This window comes from Enterobacter sp. SES19, assembly GCF_011765665.1.
Lineage (GTDB): Bacteria > Pseudomonadota > Gammaproteobacteria > Enterobacterales > Enterobacteriaceae > Enterobacter > Enterobacter pseudoroggenkampii.
In genome coordinates, this window is the sequence record NZ_CP050320.1 from 4,367,521 (window position 1) to 4,385,127 (window position 17,607).

Sequence of the window (17,607 nt, forward strand, 5' to 3'; positions counted from 1 at the left end):
AACTCACCCGCGAAGCCGACGCGCCAGATGCACCGCCACGTCCACCCCGCTGCGCTCCAGTGAAATCGTCTCTCCTTCCCACGGCGCCTGACGCGTCAGGCAGGTCAGTACGCCGCCAGGCGGCATTTCAATCGCCAGCCGGGCTTCGCGTTCATTCGCTGAAATCATCGCCTCCTGCCAGCGCACCGTACGCGCCATGTTCATCGCCAGATCGTCGGCGATCTTTTCCGGCTGCCACAGCACGCGCCCGGTGCTGCCGCTCAGATAGGCGCAGCGTGGGCGTGAAAGCGTGACGGATTTAAACGCCTCCGCCAGCTTTTGTGCCGGTTCCGCCAGCAGTTCGCAGTGGGACGGCACGCTGACCGCCAGCCGTTTGGCCTTGCTCGCCCCTTTCGCCAGCGCGCGTGCCGCCGCCTGCGCCATTCCTTGATCGGCTCCGGCAATCACGATCTGCGTTTCGGCATTCAGGTTGGCAATGTAGGTCCCGGTGCCCTGGATAAGGTCTTCCACCTGCGGCAGGGTTAAGCCCATGATGGCCGTCAGGCCGTAGCCGTGCGGGTACGCCTGCTCCATCAGGTCACCGCGCAGCGCCACCAGCCTCAGCGCGTCCGAAAAGTCCAGTGCGCCTGCGATAACCGCCGCCGGATAAGCGCCGATGGACAGCCCGCTAACGATATCCGGCGTCACGCCGCGACGCTCCAGCTCTCGCCCCCAGGCCACGCCTGAAATCAGCAGACACAGCTGGACCGCACGGGTATGGGTTAGCGCGTCTGCGCTGTCCAGCGTATCCACTTCGGCGCCAAGCACCTCTCGCGCCCGTTCCAGCTCCGTTCCCGGCAAATTTTGCAGCATACCTTCGTGCTGCGTACCCTGCCCCGGAAAGGTAAACACTATTTTCATCACTCCTCCCTGCGCCACGGATCCGCCACCAGGCGCGGTCCTCGGCGGGTTTTCAGCAGCGTTTTGCCGTCGCGCAGCCACTCTGCCAGCGCAAAGCCACCCTCGGGGGTATCCACCTGCGTATCCGCCCGACACAGCGCCCGGCTAAGCTGAGACTGCCAGCCAGCAAACGCATCAGGGGAAACGGCGTGCGGGGCGCGGATCAGCAGATCAAGATCGCTGTCGGCATGAATAACCGGAATACCGGTCGCCAGCGCGTAGCCGGTGCTGCCGGTAATGCCCCACTTCCACGGCCACGCCTGCTGAGAAAGCTGCAGCGCCACCTGAACGGGTGGCTGGGTAACAAACGGCGAGCGCAGCAGATCGGCCGCAACGCTCAGGTCTTCCGGTGAAACCACGCGTAACACGTTTTCCGGCTTCACCCACCCGGCCGCCCGCTGGTCGCGGCGCAGTCCGCGCACGCCAACGGGGATCCGGCCTTCACTGTCAACATCACGCCGCACCACCACCGGCAGGCCGGTATGCCAGGCCGCCTCCACCCAGGATTCGGTGATGCCTTCCAGCGCATCGCGCGCGGTAAGCCAGATGAGGTCGTGCGGGCGTAATGTTGTGGTCATAATTACATTCCTGAAGTCAGCGAGATAAACAGCGGCAGCGACAGGATACACAGTACGGAGCTTAACAGCAGCACGGCTTCAGCATCCGGCGACTGCACGCCAAAGCGGTTACCGAACACCACGCCGAAGAAGCCCGCAGAAAGTGCAATCATCAGGATAGCGGTGATCGCCACGGAGCCATGCAGGCCGAAGATCAGCACAATACCCCAGGCAATCGCTGGCTGAATCAGCAGCTTGGCGATGGTTGACGTAATCACCATGGTGTTGATCTGCAGCTTACGGGCAGAGAGGATCACCCCGGTCAGGAACAGCGCGGCAGCGGTGGCGGACAGCCCCAGCGGTTTAATCGCTGCAAGAACCAGTTCCGGCATTTTGATCCCGATGGCGGACAGAATCACGCCCAGCAGCGGGCCCATCACGATCGGTTTTTTAATGGAGCGCCACATCAGCACCGGCAGCATGGAGAGCGTTGAGCCGGAGTTATTCCCCTCAGCGCGCGCTTTTTCCCGCTCCAGGATCAGCAGGCAGAACGGGGTCATCAGCACCGAACCGCAGGCAATAGAGACCGCAACGGAAAGCGACGTGGACGAACCTTCACCCAGCACGCTGCCCAGAATCGGCAGGCCAAGCGCTGCATAGTTCGGTAAAGCTACCGTCAGGGTCAGCACGGCCGCGTCCTGCGGGGATTTCTTAAAGACTTTCGTGGCGAGGAAGTAGATGGCCGCATAGGTGATCCACATCGCCAGAGTGAGAACCAGAATCAGCGGCGACTGCGCCACGATGCCGGTCCACGGCGTTTGCACGGTGGCGCTAAACAGCGCGGCAGGCAGTGCAAAATCCATCACGAAGATATTGAGCAGGGATACATTTTTGTTATCGACCATCTTTGCCTTACCGGCCCAGAATCCCAGCAGCATGATGACGAAAATCGGTGCAAGAGCATGAACAATTACGTAAGTCATAAATCACCTGTAGTAAAAAAAGTTTTAGCACTGGTGCGATGTTTATTATTTTTCAGGATGCAGGCTCCCGCGCGGGCGCAGCGGGCGCGCCCACGGGGTTTGCATCTCCGGCAGGTCTTTTTTTTACTTACCAGCTGGCTCGCATACGTTCGCGTACGAGCGCCGAGCTGCGGCGGTTGTCAGCACCCAGACGGTTTTTCAGGGTGGTGTCCTGACGAGCGTCACTGATGGCCTGTTGCAGGGTGGTTTTCACCAGCGTCAGATCGTTATCGGAGGGGGCATCCGGGTTGCTGATATCCAGCAGGTTAGAGAGCAGCCCCAGCGTGGCGTAGTTGCCGATGTCGTACGCCATGGGCGGAATGGTCGCCGCCAGTTTTTCCAGCGCCTCGACGGTTCGCAGCGTGATGCGCGCCGCGGACTCTTTGCCCATCGCATGGATCAGCACGCCCTTGTCATTAAAGGCGATCAGACGGTTGGCCTGGTAGCCGTGCGCCAGGAACGCGCCGGACATTGCCTTGCCGACGATCAGCCCAATCACCGGGTGACCGGCCAGGCGCGCATTCGCATAGGCTGCCGCCGCACCGGCCAGCGCCTGATGAATACCAAACGCCTCTTCGCGACGGCCATAGGCCTGGCTTGGGACGTCGATCACCGCCACAATCGGGCGCTTCACGGCTTTATCGGCATCCGCCGCGACGGTTTCGCTGACCACTTTCGCAAGCCACCAGCCTTCCAGCAGACCAACTTCGCCCTGCGCCGCGCGCGGGAAGTGGTTGTTGGCATCCGGCACCACGGCGACAAAGCGCACCGATTCACCGTTCAGCTCGCCGTCTGCCGCCTGCACGGACGGGCACAGTCCCGCGATACGTTTGACATTCGGGGCGAGGGTTTCCAGCCAGAGCTCGCCACGGCTTTTTGAATTACTCATCATTTCACCTCCCGGGCAAAAAGCGCGTTAATCTGTTCGGCATCGGCCTGTTTGCGGGTGTCGAAATTCGTTAAACGGTTCAGGTAATCGTCGTAGTTGTCGGTGCGGTGTTTCGCCGGCACGCCTTTCGCAATCGCGTCGTTCATCGCCGCTTTCACCGCGTTTACGCCGTCGCCTACCAGCGCATCCACCAGCCCGCTTTGATAGCGCACTTCGCCGCCGGTCATGCTCCAGATAAACGGACGATCGCGGGAGTCGTACTCCTCAATGCCCGCCTCCTGCTCGATAACCTGCGGGCCGTTAAGACCAAGACGCGCTTCGCGGGTCACAATCAGGTAACTGCACAGCGCTGCCGCGATGGACATCCCGCCGAAGCAGCCCACGGTCCCGGCCACAATCCCCACCACCGGGGTGTAGCGGCGCAGGTCAACAATCGCGGCGTGGATATCGGCAATCGCCGCCAGGCCGAGGTTCGCTTCCTGCAGGCGCACGCCGCCGGTCTCGAGGCACAGCACCGCCTGCGTCGGAATGCCGTTGCGGTTATCTTCCGCCGCCAGCTCCAGCGCCGCCGCCATTTTTGCACCGGACACTTCGCCCATGCTGCCGCCCTGGAACGCGCCTTCAATCGCGACCACGACCGCAGGCTGACCGTTGATGGTTCCTTTTGCGACGACCATGCCGTCATCGGCCTGAGGAACAATCCCCTGCGGCCCAAGCCACGGAGAGATAATGCCTTCAAACGGATCCAGCAGTTCGCGGTAGCTGCCCTCGTCGAGCAGAGCCTGCGCGCGCTGGCGCGCTTTCAGTTCGATAAAGCTGTTGTCATCACGCATGGCTCACCCCCTCAAAAACCTGTTCGATGCGAATGCGGGCCACGCCCGGCGTCGCGCCGAAGTCGTGGATGGTCAACTTCCCTGCGGGCAGGCTGCTGACGGTTTGCAGACGGTTGAACAGCGCCTCCCAGCGCCCCCGGCTGTTGTCCACGGAGGTGGTGATATCAATGGTTAACGTCTGGCCCGGTTCGGCGGTGAAGAGTACCTCCATATCCCCGGAACCGACTACCCCTGCCAGCGCCCTGCCGCTCAACGCGCGGCTGGCTGGCATGGTCAATGTGATTTTTTCCATAACATCCTCTTAATGCTTTGAATTTGGCGTTTCGATGCGGTCGAGAAACAGCGTGGCGGCAAGCAGGTCGGCAGCGCCGCCCGGTGAGGCGTTGAGCGCCAGCATCTGACGGTCTAACCTGGCCAGCGCCTGCTGGCCCGCAGGCGCTGCGCTGCCGCCGGCGTTCAGCACCGCACGGGCGCCGTCCTGCATGGCGTCAAGCCCTTCCATTCCGGCACGTGACAGCACGCAGGTGTCGGTGAGTGAGGTCATGATGGCCATCAGCGCGTCGAGCCTGGCGTGCGTTTCGCTGCTGCCGTTGAGGCGGCTCAGACGAAGCTGCGGCAGCGCACGCTGCATAACGTGCGGAAACGCCTGCTGCGCCTCTTCACGCGCGCCCGGCACGCGGTAACGGTGCGTGGCGCGCAGGCCTTTACTGAACACCTTCGGCGCCGCGTCGTCCGGCAGTCTCGCCAGCTGTGCGGCGGTGCGGGCGACGTCTTGCGCCCTGGCATCACCGCCGAGCATCGCCACCGCGCTGACCAGCAATCCCAGCGCCCAAATCGCGCCGCGATGGGTGTTTACGCCCCCGGTTGCGGACATCATTTGCTGCTCGCCTTCGCGACCGAGTCGCCCGACGGTTTGCCGAAGCGCAATATCTGCCGGACGCTGCCAGCTTTGCTGCGCCAGCGCCTGAAACGTGGAGGTCAGGCTGTGCGCGGAGCGCTCCATCAGCGCAAGGGATAAATCGTGGTGCGCGCCGTTCCCCCGACTGTCCACCAGACCGGGTTTCGGGCTTAAACGTGCTTCGTCAATCAGACACTGCGTGGCGGTTCGCGCCAGCCATTCGGCACCGCCTTCAACCTGAATCTGGGGGAGAAGTTTCATTACCAGCTCCGGAATTTCGCAGGTGGGTTATACAAACCGCCGGACCATTCCACGAGGTCAGACACGCTGCCTGCCGCCAGCAGAGAGCGGGTGGCGTCAGTGCGGCGAATCCCCATATCTTCCGGATACACAACCTTGCCGCTCTGGCGCAGTTCCGCCACGCGTTTGGCGTCCACGCCCAGGCCGATGTCGGTGATCCCCGCGACGGCGGCAACCATGGCCCGACGCTCTTCCAGATCTTTCGCCCGGTAGAGGTAGGCAATCCCCTCTTCCGTCAGCACGTGCGTCACGTCATCGCCGTAAATCATCACCGGTGCCAGCGGCATGCCGGAGGCTTTCGCCACGTCTACGGCATCGAGTTTTTCCACGAAGGTTGGCTTCACGCCTGCCTGGAAGGTTTCGACCATCTGCACGACCAGCTTTTTACCGCGCTGCATCGGGTCCGGCTCGGTGATCATGTTCAGCCAGGCCGGCGTGGCGTGGCGGCGACCGTGCGGGTCATGGCCCATGTTTGGCGCACCGCCGAAGCCGGAAAGACGACCGCGGGTCACGGTTGAGGAGTTGGCATAGCCGTCAACCTGCAGCGTAGAGCCGATGAACATATCCACCGCGTACTGGCCTGCCAGCTGGCAGAAGGCACGGTTGGAACGCATAGAGCCGTCGGCACCGGTAAAGAAGACGTCCGGACGCGCGCGGATGTACTCTTCCATCCCCAGCTCGCCGCCGAAGCAGTGCACGCTCTCCACCCAACCGCTTTCGATGGCGGGGATCAGCGTCGGATGGGGGTTCAGCGTCCAGTGTTTACAGATTTTGCCCTTCAGGCCGAGCTGTTCGCCGTAGGTGGGCAGCAGCAGCTCGATCGCTGCGGTGTTAAAGCCGATACCGTGGTTCAGGGACTGCACCTGGTGCTCCGCGTAGATGCCTTTGATGGCCATCATCGCCATCAGGATATGTTCCTGTTTAATGAGGCGTGGGTCGCGGGTGAACAGCGGTTCGATAAAGAACGGCTTATCGGCAACCACGACGTAATCGATCCAGGAGCCCGGGATATCCACGCGCGGCAGCTCGCATTCGTCGTCCACCAGCTCGTTCACCTGCGCGATGACGATGCCGTCGTGGAACGCAGCGGCTTCCACCAGCGCCGGGGTATCTTCGGTGCTCGCCCCGGTGTAGAGGTTGCCTTTGCGGTCGGCTTTAAAGCCGGCAATCAGCGCCACGTTGGGCGACAGGTCGACGTAGAGACGTGAGTAAAGTTCGATGTAGGTGTGAATTGCGCCGATTTCGAGCTGACCGTCTTCCAGCAGCTGGGAGATTCGCAGGCTCTGCGTCCCGGAGAAGGAGAAATCCAGCTTGCGGGCGATGCCTTTCTCGAAGATATCCAGATGCTCGCTGCGGCCGACGCTCGGCATGATCATATGCAGGTCGTGGACAATTTGCGGATTCACTTCGGCCAGCGAGCGGGAAAGGAAATCCGCCTGCTTCTGGTTGTTACCTTCCAGAACGACCTTGTCGCCAGGCGCGATCAGTTTTTCCAGCATGGCGACAAGATCGCCGGTTGGCAGTACCTTGCCCTGCACCGGTACGGACGCCAGGCGACGCGCTTTTTCGCTGCGTCGCGTGTTCCATTGCCGGGTGGGTGTTTGCCCAGATAACATTATTAACCTCCTGATTCAGCTAATCATTTTGATTTGCTTAACGTTGAGTAAAGTGTGCGCTCTGGTGAGAAAGGCATCAATTAAGCGTAGAGTGGAATCATTAGCCTGAGAGTAATAATCAAGGTAAAGATTTGTGATCGGGATCAGTTCATGTTTCGGAAAACCAGGCTAAACGGGGTACAATTCGGAAAGTACCGTAAATTTCTGACAAGAATCAGCATCGCCCTTATGACCCAAATCATTCCATCAGACTTCGACATTGCGGCCGAAGACAGCACTGAGTTCGTGCCTATGCGCGGCGTGGCCAATCGCCATTTGCAGACCATGCTGCCGCGACTGATCCGCCGCAAGGTTCAGTTCACCCCACACTGGCAGCGGCTTGACCTGCCAGACGGTGATTTTCTGGATCTCGCCTGGAGCGAAGCGCCGGAGCAGGCCCGCCATAAGCCGCGCCTGGTGGTCTTTCACGGTCTGGAAGGCAGCCTGCACAGCCCATATGCACACGGGTTAATTGAGGCGGCAAAAGCGCGCGGCTGGCTCGGCGTGGTGATGCATTTTCGCGGCTGCAGCGGCGAACCGAATCGTCAGAAACGCATTTATCACTCGGGTGAAACCGAAGACGGAACGTGGTTTTTACACTGGCTGCGGGACAACTTTGGCACCGTGCCGACCGCCGCGGTGGGCTACTCGCTGGGCGGCAATATGCTGGCCTGCCTGCTGGCCAAAGAGGGTGAAAGCGTCCCGCTGGATGCCGCCGTCATTGTCTCCGCACCGTTTATGCTGGAGCAGTGCAGCTACCACATGGATAAAGGCTTTTCCCGCGTCTATCAGCGCTACCTGCTCAACCTGCTGAAGGCCAACGCGGCGCGTAAGCTGAAAGCCTATCCGGATACCCTGCCGGTCAGCCTGCGCCAGTTGAAAAAGGTGCGCCGTATTCGCGAGTTCGACGACCTGATCACCGCGAAAATCCACGGCTTCGCCGATGCGATTGACTATTATCGTCAGTGCAGCGCCATGCCGCTGCTCAGCAAGATCACGCAGCCGACGCTGATCATCCATGCCAAAGATGACCCGTTTATGGATCATCACTCGATCCCCGCTCAGGAATTCCTGCCCGACAACGTTCACTATCAGTTGACCGAGCACGGCGGCCACGTCGGGTTTATCGGCGGTACGCTGCGCCGCCCGAAAATGTGGCTTGAGACGCGTATTCCTGACTGGCTAACCCCTTATCTGGACGGTGCAAAATGATTATTCCCTGGCAGGATCTGGCTCCCGAAACGCTCGATAATCTGATTGAAAGCTTTGTATTACGCGAAGGCACCGATTATGGTGAACAGGAACGCTCGCTTGAGCAAAAGGTCAACGATGTAAAGCGCCAGCTGAAAAGCGGCGACGTGGTGCTGGTGTGGTCAGAACTGCATGAGACGGTCAATATCATGCCCCGCAACGCGTTTCACGGCTGATCTTCCACCCTTTTAAGTCAGGGAGTTGCTATGTCTGCCAGACATCCGGTTATTGCCGTTACGGGGTCGAGTGGTGCGGGAACCACCACCACCAGCCTCGCCTTTCGCAAGATTTTCGCCCAGCTGAATCTTCGTGCGGCGGAGGTCGAAGGCGACAGCTTTCACCGCTACACGCGTCCGGAGATGGATATGGCCATCCGTAAGGCGCGCGATCTGGGTAAACACATCAGCTATTTCGGCCCGGAAGCCAATGACTTCGGCCTGCTGGAACAAACCTTTATCGAGTACGGTCAGAGCGGCAAAGGGCAGTCCCGCAAGTATCTGCATACCTATGATGAAGCCGTTCCCTGGAATCAGGTGCCGGGGACGTTCACCCCGTGGCAACCTCTGCCGGAACCCACCGACGTGCTGTTTTACGAAGGATTGCACGGTGGCGTGGTCACCCCTCAACACGACGTGGCGCGCCACGTGGATCTGCTGGTCGGCGTGGTCCCTATCGTTAACCTGGAGTGGATCCAGAAGCTGACGCGCGACATGAGCGAGCGCGGCCATTCACGAGAGGCGGTGATGGACTCGGTGGTGCGCTCCATGGAAGATTACATCAACTTCCTGACGCCGCAGTTCTCCCGCACCCATATCAACTTCCAGCGCGTGCCGACGGTGGATACCTCCAACCCGTTTGCGGCCAAAAGCATCCCGTCTCTGGATGAGAGCTTTGTGGTGATCCATTTCCGCAATCTCGAAGGCATTGATTACCCCTGGCTACTGGCCATGCTGCAGGGCTCGTTTATTTCGCACATGAATACGTTAGTCGTGCCGGGCGGAAAAATGGGGCTGGCGATGGAGCTCATCATGACGCCGCTGGTGGAGCGACTGATGGAAGGGAAGCAGATTGCGTGAACATGTTCCCTCTCCCTGTGGGAGAGGGTTAGGGTGAGGGCATCAACACGCACGATGCCCCAATAATTAAGCCTCGATCACTTCATACGAATGCGTGATTTTTACCGCTTTCTCCAGCATTAACGCCACAGAGCAGTACTTCTCCGCAGACAGGTCAACCGCACGCGAGACCGCCGCGTCCTTCAACTCTTTACCGGTAACCACAAAGTGCAGATTAATATGGGTGAACAGGCGTGGCGCCTCTTCGCGACGTTCTGACGTCAGTTTCACCTCACAATCCGTCACGTCATGACGGCCTTTTTGCAGAATCGACACCACGTCAATGGCGCTGCATCCCCCTGCCGCCATCAGCACCATTTCCATTGGGCTGGGCGCTTTATCGCCGGAGTTACCGTCCATCAAAATCTGGTGCCCTGACGCGGACTCGCCCAGGAACGTTAAACCTTCAACCCATTTCACGCGCGCTTGCATATTCTTAAACTCCAACGTTGCATTTTTGGTGACAGATTACGCGTGCGTTACATTTCTCGCAATGGAAGGCGACCTGCATCATGCTGAAGCGAGACACCAGGAGACACGCGGCGAAAGCTATGCTAAAACACTCTGGATGCTACAGTAATACATTGACGTTACACATGTATGCAGAGGACATCAAACTTTACTGGCTGCGAAACGTTACGGTAGCCGACTTCCCAGGGTATGGGTAAGAATTCGATTGCAACCCCAGAGTCCGGATGCATCTGATGACTCTGGTGACAGCTTATAACAGAGGATAACAGCGCATGGTGCTTGGCAAACCGCAAACAGACCCGACTCTCGAATGGTTCTTGTCTCATTGCCACATTCATAAGTACCCATCAAAGAGCACGCTGATTCACCAGGGTGAAAAAGCGGAAACGTTGTATTACATCGTTAAAGGCTCGGTGGCAGTGCTGATCAAAGATGAAGAAGGGAAAGAGATGATCCTTTCTTATCTGAACCAGGGCGATTTCATCGGTGAACTGGGCCTGTTTGAAGAGGGCCAGGAACGTAGCGCCTGGGTTCGTGCAAAGACAGCATGTGAAGTGGCTGAAATTTCTTACAAGAAGTTCCGTCAGCTGATTCAGGTTAACCCTGACATCCTGATGCGTCTTTCTTCCCAGATGGCGCGCCGTCTGCAGGTCACCTCAGAGAAAGTGGGCAACCTCGCCTTCCTGGACGTGACTGGCCGTATCGCACAGACCCTGCTGAACCTGGCGAAACAGCCAGACGCCATGACCCACCCGGACGGCATGCAAATTAAAATTACCCGTCAGGAAATTGGTCAGATCGTCGGTTGCTCCCGTGAAACAGTGGGCCGTATCCTGAAAATGCTGGAAGATCAAAACCTGATCTCCGCCCACGGTAAAACCATCGTGGTTTACGGAACGCGTTAATTCCGCTTAAACGGCGTGCCATCGCAAGGTGTCACGCCGTTTTTGTCTCTACTCCCCATGTGGCGCAGGCTGATCTATCACCCGGAAGTTAACTACGCACTGCGACAAACGCTGGTGTTGTGTCTTCCCGTGGCCATAGGCCTGATCCTCGGACATCTTCAGCAAGGTCTGCTGTTTTCCCTCGTGCCTGCCTGCTGCAACATCGCCGGTCTGGACACGCCGCATAAGCGCTTTTTCAAACGCCTGATTATCGGCGGCTGCCTGTTTGCGGGCTGTAGCCTCGCCGTACAGCTGTTACTGGCTCGTGATATCCCGCTGCCGCTGATCCTGACCGTGCTGGCGATGACCCTCGGCGTCACGGCGGAAATCAGTTCGCTGCACGCCCGCCTGCTTCCCGCGTCGCTGATTGCGGCCATTTTCACGCTGAGCCTCGCCGGGAATATGCCGGTGTGGGAGCCGCTGCTGATCTACGCCCTGGGGACATTATGGTACGGCCTGTTTAACTGGTTCTGGTTCTGGCTGTGGCGGGAGCAGCCGCTGCGTGAATCCCTGAGCCTGCTCTATGTGCAGCTTGCGGATTACTGCGAAGCCAAATACACCCTGCTGACCCAGCATACCGATCCGGAAAAATCCTTACCGCCCCTGCTGACGCGCCAGCAGAAGGTGGTGGATCTGATAAGCCAGTGCTATCAGCAGCTGCATATGCTCGCCGCCAACAAGAACCACGAGTACAAACGGCTGCTGCGCACCTTCCAGGTCGGGCTGGATCTGCAGGAGCATATCTCCGTGAGCCTGCACCACCCGCAGGAGGTGCAAAAGCTGGTCGAGCGCAGCCACGCCGAAGCGGTGATCCGCTGGAACGCGCAGACGGTGTCCGCACGCCTGCGCGTTCTGGCCGATGATATTCTCTATCACCGCTACCCGACGCGCTTTAACATGGATAAGCAACTGGGCGCGCTGGAGAAAATCGCTCGTCAGCATCCGGATAACCCCGTCGGCCAGTTTGCCGCCTGGCACTTCAGCCGTATCGCCCGCGTGTTGCGCACGCAGCGCCCGCTTTATCCCCGCGACCTGATGGCGGATAAGCAGAAACGGCTGCCGCTATTGCCCGCGCTCAAAAGCTACCTTTCTCTTAAATCGTCCGCCCTGCGCAACGCCGCACGTATTAGCGTGATGCTCAGTACCGCCAGCCTGATGGGCATGGCGCTGCATCTGCCGAAACCCTACTGGATATTAATGACCGTGCTGTTTGTCACTCAGAACGGCTACGGCGCCACGCGGGTGCGTATTCTGCATCGGGCGGGCGGAACGATGGCCGGGCTGATCATTGCGGGCGTGACGCTGCACTTCCACGTGCCGGAAGGCTACACCCTGGCAGGGATGCTGGCGATCACGCTGGTGAGCTACCTGATTATCCGCAAAAACTACGGCTGGGCGATGGTGGGCTTCACGGTGACGGCGGTATACACCCTGCAGCTACTCACGCTCAATGGCGAACAGTTTATTGTCGCCAGGCTGATCGATACCCTGATCGGCTGCCTGATTGCCTTCGGCGGTATGGTCTGGCTCTGGCCGCAGTGGCAAAGCGGACTGCTGCGCCAGAATGCCCACGACGCGCTGGAGGCCGACCAGCAGGCCATTCGCCTGATCCTGAGCGACGACCCGCAGCCCTCTCCGCTGGCTTATCAGCGCATGAAGGTCAACCAGGCTCACAACGCCCTGTTCAACTCACTCAACCAGGCAATGCAGGAGCCGGGCTTTAACTCGCACTATCTGGCAGACATGAAGCTCTGGGTGACGCACAGCCAGTTTATCGTCGAGCATATTAACGCCATGACCACGCTGGCGCGCGAGCACACGATGCTGACGCCGGATCTGGCGCAGCGCTACCTGCAGTCGTGTGAAATTGCGCTGCAGCGCTGTCAGCAGCGTCTGGAATATGACTCGCCGGGTGAGTCGGGAGATTCGAACATTCTGGAAGCGCCGGAAACGTTAACCCACGGGCCAATGAGCACCCTGGAGCAGCATTTGCAGCGCGTACTGGGGCATCTGAACACCATGCACACCATTTCTTCGGTGGCATGGCGTCAGCGTCCGCATCACGGGATTTGGCTAACCCGCAGGTTGAAGCGGACGGCGTATTAACCTTTTACGATCTTCGCGACCGCGGCGGCAAAGCGGGTTAACCCGTCTTCGATGTCTTTATCTTCCACCACCAGCGACGGCGCAAAGCGCATCACGTCCGGCCCGGCGTTCAGCACCATCACCCCTTCGCGAGCGGCGGCATGCAGGAAATCACGCGCGCGTCCCTTGTACTGCGGCTTCAGCTCAGCGCCAATCAGCAGTCCCATCCCGCGGATCTCGCTGAACACGTCGTACTGCTCGTCAATCTTTTGCAGGTGTTTTACGAACAGCTCGCGCTTCGCGCTAACGCCGTTCAACACCTCCGGCGTGTTGATGATGTCGAACGCGGCGCCCGCTACGGCGCTCGCCAGCGGGTTACCGCCGTAGGTAGAGCCGTGAGAGCCAACGTGGAACGCGGAGGCGATCTCCTGCGTCGTCAGTACCGCACTCACCGGGAAACCGCCGCCGAGCGCTTTCGCGCTGGTCAGAATATCCGGCGTCACGCCGTAGTGCATATAGGCGAACAGATCGCCGGTACGCCCCATTCCGCACTGCACTTCATCAAAGACCAGCAGCGCCTGATGCTCGTCGCACAGTTCGCGCAGTCCTTTCAGGAATTCCGGGGTTGCCGCCGTCACGCCGCCTTCACCCTGGATCGGCTCAACGACTATCGCGCAGGTATGGTCGTCCATCACCGCCTTCACCGCGTGCAGATCGTTAAACGGCACGTGGACGATATCAGCCGGTTTCGGGCCAAACCCGTCGGAATACTTCGGCTGGCCGCCAACGGAGACGGTAAAGAAGGAGCGTCCGTGGAAGGCATTGTGGAAGGCGATGATTTTGGTTTTGTACGGGCTGTGGCGCGTTGTGGCGTAGTAGCGCGCCAGCTTAAAGGCGGTTTCGTTGGCTTCGGTGCCGGAGTTCATAAACAGCACGCGCTCGGCGAAGGTGGCATCGATGATCTTACGTCCCAGGCGCAGCGCCGGTTCGTTGGTGAACACGTTGCTGGTGTGCCACAGGGTTTCGCCCTGGGTTTTTAGCGCCTCAACCAGCGCGGGATGGCAATGACCCAGCGCCGTGACCGCAATACCGCCCGCGAAATCCACATACTCTTTACCCTGCTGATCCCAGACGCGGCTGCCCTTTCCCTTCACTGGGATAAACTCAGCCGGTGCATAAATCGGCAGGATCACTTCATCGAAAGTCGCGCGGGTAATTGCTGGTTGTTCAGTTGCCATGTCATGCCCATCCATTTTATGTCACATTGATTGTGAAAATATAATCACAAAATATGCATAAAAAATCACAGCAAGGCAACAGTTATTCAGCGATGGAGGAAATTTGCCAGCAGCGCATGGCCCTGCTCGCTGAGGATGCTTTCCGGGTGGAACTGCACGCCTTCGAGGTCCCATTCGCGGTGACGAATCCCCATGATCTCCTGCGTATCGCTCCAGGCCGTCACCTCAAAGCAGTCGGGCAGCGTCGGCGGGTCAATGACCAGGGAATGGTAGCGCGTCACGGTTAACGGATTATTGAGCCCCGTGAACACTCCGGTGCCCGTGTGGGTGACCGGCGAGGTTTTACCGTGCATCACTTTGGCGGCGCGCACGATGGTGGCACCAAACACCTGGGCAATCGCCTGATGGCCCAGACAGACGCCCAGGATCGGCAGCCTGCCGGCATAGTGCTGGATCACATCCAGAGAAATACCCGACTCCGAGGGCGTACACGGCCCCGGAGAAATCACGATTTTCTGTGGAGCCAGCGTCTCGATATCGGCGAGATCGATCTCGTCGTTGCGACGAACAACCACCTCGGCACCCAGTTCGCAAAAATACTGGTAAAGGTTCCAGGTGAAGGAATCGTAGTTATCAATCATCAGAATCATGGCGGCTCCCGAAAAAAATGCCGCCCTATTCTACTCAGATTCCCGCGCTTCGCTCACTACTTTGGCAAAGATAGCGTTCAGCGCGGATAAATCACCCGTTGCGCCGCTGCGGTTAGCCGCCACCCACTGCTCGGGATCGATATCGCGCCAGTCCAGCGCGTAGCCTGCATGGAGCGCCAATTGCTCGAAGAACACGCGTTGGGCAATACCGTTGCCGCGCATGAAGGGATGCAGCATGTTGATTTCGCAGTAATAGTGGCTAACCCGGTCAACAAACGCCGCTTTCTCAAGACCCACAAGATATTTTTCGCTTTCCAGCGCCGCCATCAGCTCGTTACCCATCTTTTCGATGTATTCGAAATGGCAGAACGGAATGTCACCCTTGAAAATATCGTCGGTACGGAGTTCGCCTGCCCGCTTCATCTCGCTGCGGTACAGATGACGATGAATAAGGCACAGATGGGGCAACCCGGGCGCGGAAGGCCCAAGCTCCAGCGTCTCAATGTGGGGTTCCGAGGGACCATTACCTTTTTCAAGGAGACAACTGGCCTGTAAATTGACGTTACGCTGCTGTTCCCAGAGACGGGATTTTTGCTTGTCGGTGAGTTTTTTCACTTAACGCCTCCCTGAATAGTCCGTTTGCCACAAGTATAAGCAGCAAAACGCGCTTTCGCAGGGAGGGCGACATCACGCGGGCAGGAGAGCCCGCGTTCAGAAGAATTACGGCAGAACTTTTGCGGAGAGGATAACCACCGGTTTTGACGGCACATTCTGATACGGACCGACGTCGTGAGTAGGCACCTGAGAAATTTTGTCAGCCACGTCCATCCCTTGCACGATTTTACCGAACACCGCATAGCCGAAGTCACGCTGACCGTGGTCGAGGAAGGCGTTATCCGCCACGTTGAGGAAGAACTGGCTGGTCGCGCTATCTTTGTCTGCGGTACGCGCCATGGAGATGGTGCCGCGCTTGTTCAGCAGGCCGTTGTCCGCTTCGTTTTTAATAGGCGGGTTCGGCTGCTTCTGCTGCATCTGCTCGTTGAAGCCGCCGCCCTGCACCATAAAGCCAGGGATCACGCGGTGGAAGGTGGTGTTGTTATAGAAACCACTGTTCACGTAGTCGAGGAAGTTTTTCACAGAAACCGGAGCTTTCTGGCTATTCAGTTCCAGCTCAATGTTCCCGGCGGAGGTGGTCAGCAGAACGTGAGGATCCCCTTTGGCTGCCAGCGCAGCAGGGGAAACGGCAGAAAGAGCAAACACAGCTGCGACAGCCGCCAGTGTTGATTTGAGCATGAGAATTCCTTAACAAAGCGCAGTATAAAAAGCGAATGGCTTGATTCTAAAGAGCAGTATGAACGGAGACCAGCCTTTTACCTAATTTTACGAAATTGAAACAGTTGTAACCACGCAAACGGTTGGCTTTAGCACCATTTTGTGTGATCAGGATCACACAAAAACATGCAATGAAGTTCTAATTTCTCTTAAAAGATATGAATAGATCACTTTAATGTCTAAAATCTGCCCGCTCTCAGCGCCCCCTGGGCGCTTTTCTTTTTCTGAACAGGCCAGACATGACTAACAGCAATCGCATCAAGCTCACATGGATCAGCTTCTTCTCCTACGCCCTGACCGGCGCGTTGGTGATCGTCACCGGGATGGTGATGGGAAATATCGCAGACTACTTCCAGCTGCCCGTTTCCAGCATGAGTAATACCTTCACCTTCCTCAACGCAGGGATCCTGATCTCTATCTTCCTGAATGCCTGGCTGATGGAAATCGTCCCGCTGAAAACCCAGCTGCGTTTTGGCTTTGTGCTGATGGTCGCCGCCGTGGCTGGCCTGATGCTAAGCCACAGCATCGCGCTGTTCTCCGCCGCGATGTTCGTGCTTGGTCTGGTCAGCGGGATCACCATGTCGATCGGTACGTTCCTGATTACCCATATGTATGAAGGCCGCCAGCGCGGCGCGCGCCTGCTGTTTACCGACTCCTTCTTCAGCATGGCCGGAATGATCTTCCCGATGGTCGCGGCCGTTCTACTGGCGCGCAGCATCGAGTGGTACTGGGTCTATGCCTGCATTGGGCTGGTCTACGTTGCCATCTTCATTCTGACCTTCGGCTGCGAGTTCCCGGTGCTGGGCAAGAAAGCGCAAACCACCGCAGAACCCGTCGCGAAAGAGAAGTGGGGCATCGGCGTGCTGTTCCTCTCCATCGCCGCCCTGTGCTATATCCTGGGGCAGCTGGGCTTTATCTCCTGGGTACCGGAATACGCCAAAGGTCTGGGCATGAGCCTGAACGATGCGGGTAAACTGGTGAGCGATTTCTGGATGTCTTACATGTTCGGCATGTGGGCATTTAGCTTCATCCTGCGCTTCTTCGACCTGCAGCGCATTCTGACCGTGCTGGCAGGTCTGGCGACCGTGCTGATGTACCTGTTCATCAACGGTTCACCAGAACATATGCCGTGGTTCATTCTGACCCTGGGTTTCTTCTCCAGCGCGATCTACACCTCGATCATCACCCTGGGCTCTCTGCAGACCAAAGTGGCCTCGCCGAAGCTGGTTAACTTCGTTCTGACCTGCGGCACCATCGGCACCATGCTGACCTTCGTGGTGACGGGCCCGATCGTTGCCCACAGCGGCCCGCTGGCCGCGCTGCATACCGCGAACGGTCTGTACGCCGTGGTGTTCATCATGTGCTTCATCCTGGGCTTTGTGACCCGCCACCGCCAGCACAACGCGGCAGCGGCATCGCACTAAACCC

19 protein-coding genes are annotated in these 17,607 nt (G+C 58.7%); 6 read left to right on the forward strand and 13 right to left on the reverse strand.

Annotation, left to right across the window (positions count from 1 at the left end; all coding sequences use genetic code 11):
* Positions 1–3 precede the first annotated feature (3 nt).
* From mdcH to mdcA, 8 genes are all read right to left on the reverse strand, one after another.
* A complete protein-coding gene (gene mdcH / locus GXP72_RS20955; protein ID WP_090420673.1) occupies positions 4–900 on the reverse strand; it encodes a malonate decarboxylase subunit epsilon in 897 nt (298 codons plus the stop codon).
* A complete protein-coding gene (locus GXP72_RS20960; protein WP_090420670.1) occupies positions 900–1,517 on the reverse strand; it encodes a malonate decarboxylase holo-ACP synthase in 618 nt (205 codons plus the stop codon). Before GXP72_RS20960 ends, mdcH begins: the two co-directional genes overlap by 1 nt.
* Positions 1,518–1,519: 2 nt before the next feature.
* The gene (locus GXP72_RS20965; protein ID WP_024907941.1) at positions 1,520–2,479 is read right to left on the reverse strand and encodes an AEC family transporter; all 960 of its coding nucleotides are present in this window, start codon (positions 2,477–2,479) and stop codon (positions 1,520–1,522) included.
* A 127-nt stretch (positions 2,480–2,606) separates the two neighbouring features.
* Positions 2,607–3,407 carry a biotin-independent malonate decarboxylase subunit gamma gene (gene mdcE / locus GXP72_RS20970; RefSeq protein ID WP_090420667.1) on the reverse strand — a complete coding sequence of 267 codons (801 nt, stop codon included), beginning with the start codon at positions 3,405–3,407 and terminating at the stop codon, positions 2,607–2,609.
* Entirely contained in the window at positions 3,407–4,240 is an 834-nt protein-coding gene (locus GXP72_RS20975; RefSeq protein ID WP_090420664.1) for a biotin-independent malonate decarboxylase subunit beta, read from the reverse strand. The genes mdcE and GXP72_RS20975 overlap by 1 nt, the downstream gene beginning before the upstream one ends.
* Positions 4,233–4,532, reverse strand: coding sequence for a malonate decarboxylase acyl carrier protein (gene mdcC / locus GXP72_RS20980; RefSeq protein ID WP_090420661.1), 300 nt, complete (start codon positions 4,530–4,532; stop codon positions 4,233–4,235). Before mdcC ends, GXP72_RS20975 begins: the two co-directional genes overlap by 8 nt.
* Positions 4,533–4,541: 9 nt before the next feature.
* On the reverse strand, positions 4,542–5,399 hold the full coding sequence (locus GXP72_RS20985; RefSeq protein ID WP_090420658.1) for a triphosphoribosyl-dephospho-CoA synthase: 858 nt from the start codon (positions 5,397–5,399) through the stop codon (positions 4,542–4,544).
* A complete protein-coding gene (mdcA, locus tag GXP72_RS20990) occupies positions 5,399–7,054 on the reverse strand; it encodes a malonate decarboxylase subunit alpha (RefSeq protein ID WP_032648362.1) in 1,656 nt (551 codons plus the stop codon). Before mdcA ends, GXP72_RS20985 begins: the two co-directional genes overlap by 1 nt.
* A 228-nt stretch (positions 7,055–7,282) precedes the next feature.
* On the opposite strand from mdcA, the gene GXP72_RS20995 reads away from it, so the two are divergent.
* Genes GXP72_RS20995 through GXP72_RS21005 form a run of 3 tightly spaced genes read left to right on the forward strand, consistent with a single transcriptional unit; the run spans position 7,283 to position 9,420 of the window.
* Positions 7,283–8,305 carry a hydrolase gene (locus GXP72_RS20995; RefSeq protein WP_032648359.1) on the forward strand — a complete coding sequence of 341 codons (1,023 nt, stop codon included), beginning with the start codon at positions 7,283–7,285 and terminating at the stop codon, positions 8,303–8,305.
* Positions 8,302–8,520, forward strand: coding sequence for a YheU family protein (locus GXP72_RS21000; RefSeq protein WP_008503016.1), 219 nt, complete (start codon positions 8,302–8,304; stop codon positions 8,518–8,520). Before GXP72_RS20995 ends, GXP72_RS21000 begins: the two co-directional genes overlap by 4 nt.
* Positions 8,521–8,550: 30 nt before the next feature.
* Positions 8,551–9,420, forward strand: a complete 870-nt coding sequence (locus tag GXP72_RS21005; RefSeq protein ID WP_008503017.1) for a phosphoribulokinase — start codon at positions 8,551–8,553, stop codon at positions 9,418–9,420.
* Positions 9,421–9,486: 66 nt separating this feature from the next.
* Here the strand turns inward: GXP72_RS21005 and GXP72_RS21010 are convergent, their stop codons facing one another.
* A complete protein-coding gene (locus tag GXP72_RS21010; RefSeq protein ID WP_008503018.1) occupies positions 9,487–9,891 on the reverse strand; it encodes an OsmC family protein in 405 nt (134 codons plus the stop codon).
* A 311-nt stretch (positions 9,892–10,202) separates the two neighbouring features.
* On the opposite strand from GXP72_RS21010, the gene crp reads away from it, so the two are divergent.
* Together crp and GXP72_RS21020 are read left to right on the forward strand one after the other, a co-directional pair.
* Positions 10,203–10,835, forward strand: a complete 633-nt coding sequence (crp, locus tag GXP72_RS21015) for a cAMP-activated global transcriptional regulator CRP (protein WP_000242758.1) — start codon at positions 10,203–10,205, stop codon at positions 10,833–10,835.
* A gap of 57 nt (positions 10,836–10,892) precedes the next feature.
* Positions 10,893–12,980, forward strand: coding sequence for a YccS/YhfK family putative transporter (locus GXP72_RS21020; RefSeq protein WP_032648358.1), 2,088 nt, complete (start codon positions 10,893–10,895; stop codon positions 12,978–12,980).
* Here the strand turns inward: GXP72_RS21020 and GXP72_RS21025 are convergent.
* The 4 genes from GXP72_RS21025 to ppiA form a co-directional block, all read right to left on the reverse strand.
* Positions 12,977–14,197: an aspartate aminotransferase family protein gene (locus GXP72_RS21025; protein WP_208763307.1), complete on the reverse strand. Its 1,221-nt coding sequence runs from the start codon at positions 14,195–14,197 to the stop codon at positions 12,977–12,979. The two genes, GXP72_RS21020 and GXP72_RS21025, sit on opposite strands and share 4 nt — an antisense overlap.
* An 86-nt stretch (positions 14,198–14,283) precedes the next feature.
* Positions 14,284–14,847, reverse strand: a complete 564-nt coding sequence (pabA, locus tag GXP72_RS21030; protein WP_090420651.1) for an aminodeoxychorismate synthase component 2 — start codon at positions 14,845–14,847, stop codon at positions 14,284–14,286.
* A gap of 30 nt (positions 14,848–14,877) precedes the next feature.
* Positions 14,878–15,462 carry a putative adenosine monophosphate-protein transferase Fic gene (locus GXP72_RS21035; RefSeq protein WP_024907930.1) on the reverse strand — a complete coding sequence of 195 codons (585 nt, stop codon included), beginning with the start codon at positions 15,460–15,462 and terminating at the stop codon, positions 14,878–14,880.
* A gap of 105 nt (positions 15,463–15,567) precedes the next feature.
* Positions 15,568–16,140: a peptidylprolyl isomerase A gene (gene ppiA, locus GXP72_RS21040; protein ID WP_090420647.1), complete on the reverse strand. Its 573-nt coding sequence runs from the start codon at positions 16,138–16,140 to the stop codon at positions 15,568–15,570.
* A gap of 278 nt (positions 16,141–16,418) precedes the next feature.
* Here ppiA and tsgA point away from each other — a divergent pair, with 278 nt between their 5' ends.
* Positions 16,419–17,603 carry an MFS transporter TsgA gene (tsgA, locus tag GXP72_RS21045; protein ID WP_021242206.1) on the forward strand — a complete coding sequence of 395 codons (1,185 nt, stop codon included), beginning with the start codon at positions 16,419–16,421 and terminating at the stop codon, positions 17,601–17,603.
* Positions 17,604–17,607: the final 4 nt, after the last annotated feature.

Excerpts from the sequence above, each read along its gene's own strand:
- mdcH (WP_090420673.1), bottom strand. The coding sequence starts at position 900 with ATGAAAATAGTGTTTACCTTTCCGGGGCAGGGTACGCAGCACGAAGGT.
- GXP72_RS20960 (WP_090420670.1), bottom strand. The coding sequence starts at position 1,517 with ATGACCACAACATTACGCCCGCACGACCTCATCTGGCTTACCGCGCGC.
- GXP72_RS20965 (WP_024907941.1), bottom strand. The coding sequence starts at position 2,479 with ATGACTTACGTAATTGTTCATGCTCTTGCACCGATTTTCGTCATCATG.
- mdcE (WP_090420667.1), bottom strand. The coding sequence starts at position 3,407 with ATGAGTAATTCAAAAAGCCGTGGCGAGCTCTGGCTGGAAACCCTCGCC.
- GXP72_RS20975 (WP_090420664.1), bottom strand. The coding sequence starts at position 4,240 with ATGCGTGATGACAACAGCTTTATCGAACTGAAAGCGCGCCAGCGCGCG.
- mdcC (WP_090420661.1), bottom strand. The coding sequence starts at position 4,532 with ATGGAAAAAATCACATTGACCATGCCAGCCAGCCGCGCGTTGAGCGGC.
- GXP72_RS20985 (WP_090420658.1), bottom strand. The coding sequence starts at position 5,399 with ATGAAACTTCTCCCCCAGATTCAGGTTGAAGGCGGTGCCGAATGGCTG.
- mdcA (WP_032648362.1), bottom strand. The coding sequence starts at position 7,054 with ATGTTATCTGGGCAAACACCCACCCGGCAATGGAACACGCGACGCAGC.
- GXP72_RS20995 (WP_032648359.1), top strand. The coding sequence starts at position 7,283 with ATGACCCAAATCATTCCATCAGACTTCGACATTGCGGCCGAAGACAGC.
- GXP72_RS21000 (WP_008503016.1), top strand. The coding sequence starts at position 8,302 with ATGATTATTCCCTGGCAGGATCTGGCTCCCGAAACGCTCGATAATCTG.
- GXP72_RS21005 (WP_008503017.1), top strand. The coding sequence starts at position 8,551 with ATGTCTGCCAGACATCCGGTTATTGCCGTTACGGGGTCGAGTGGTGCG.
- GXP72_RS21010 (WP_008503018.1), bottom strand. The coding sequence starts at position 9,891 with ATGCAAGCGCGCGTGAAATGGGTTGAAGGTTTAACGTTCCTGGGCGAG.
- crp (WP_000242758.1), top strand. The coding sequence starts at position 10,203 with ATGGTGCTTGGCAAACCGCAAACAGACCCGACTCTCGAATGGTTCTTG.
- GXP72_RS21020 (WP_032648358.1), top strand. The coding sequence starts at position 10,893 with ATGTGGCGCAGGCTGATCTATCACCCGGAAGTTAACTACGCACTGCGA.
- GXP72_RS21025 (WP_208763307.1), bottom strand. The coding sequence starts at position 14,197 with ATGGCAACTGAACAACCAGCAATTACCCGCGCGACTTTCGATGAAGTG.
- pabA (WP_090420651.1), bottom strand. The coding sequence starts at position 14,847 with ATGATTCTGATGATTGATAACTACGATTCCTTCACCTGGAACCTTTAC.
- ppiA (WP_090420647.1), bottom strand. The coding sequence starts at position 16,140 with ATGCTCAAATCAACACTGGCGGCTGTCGCAGCTGTGTTTGCTCTTTCT.
- tsgA (WP_021242206.1), top strand. The coding sequence starts at position 16,419 with ATGACTAACAGCAATCGCATCAAGCTCACATGGATCAGCTTCTTCTCC.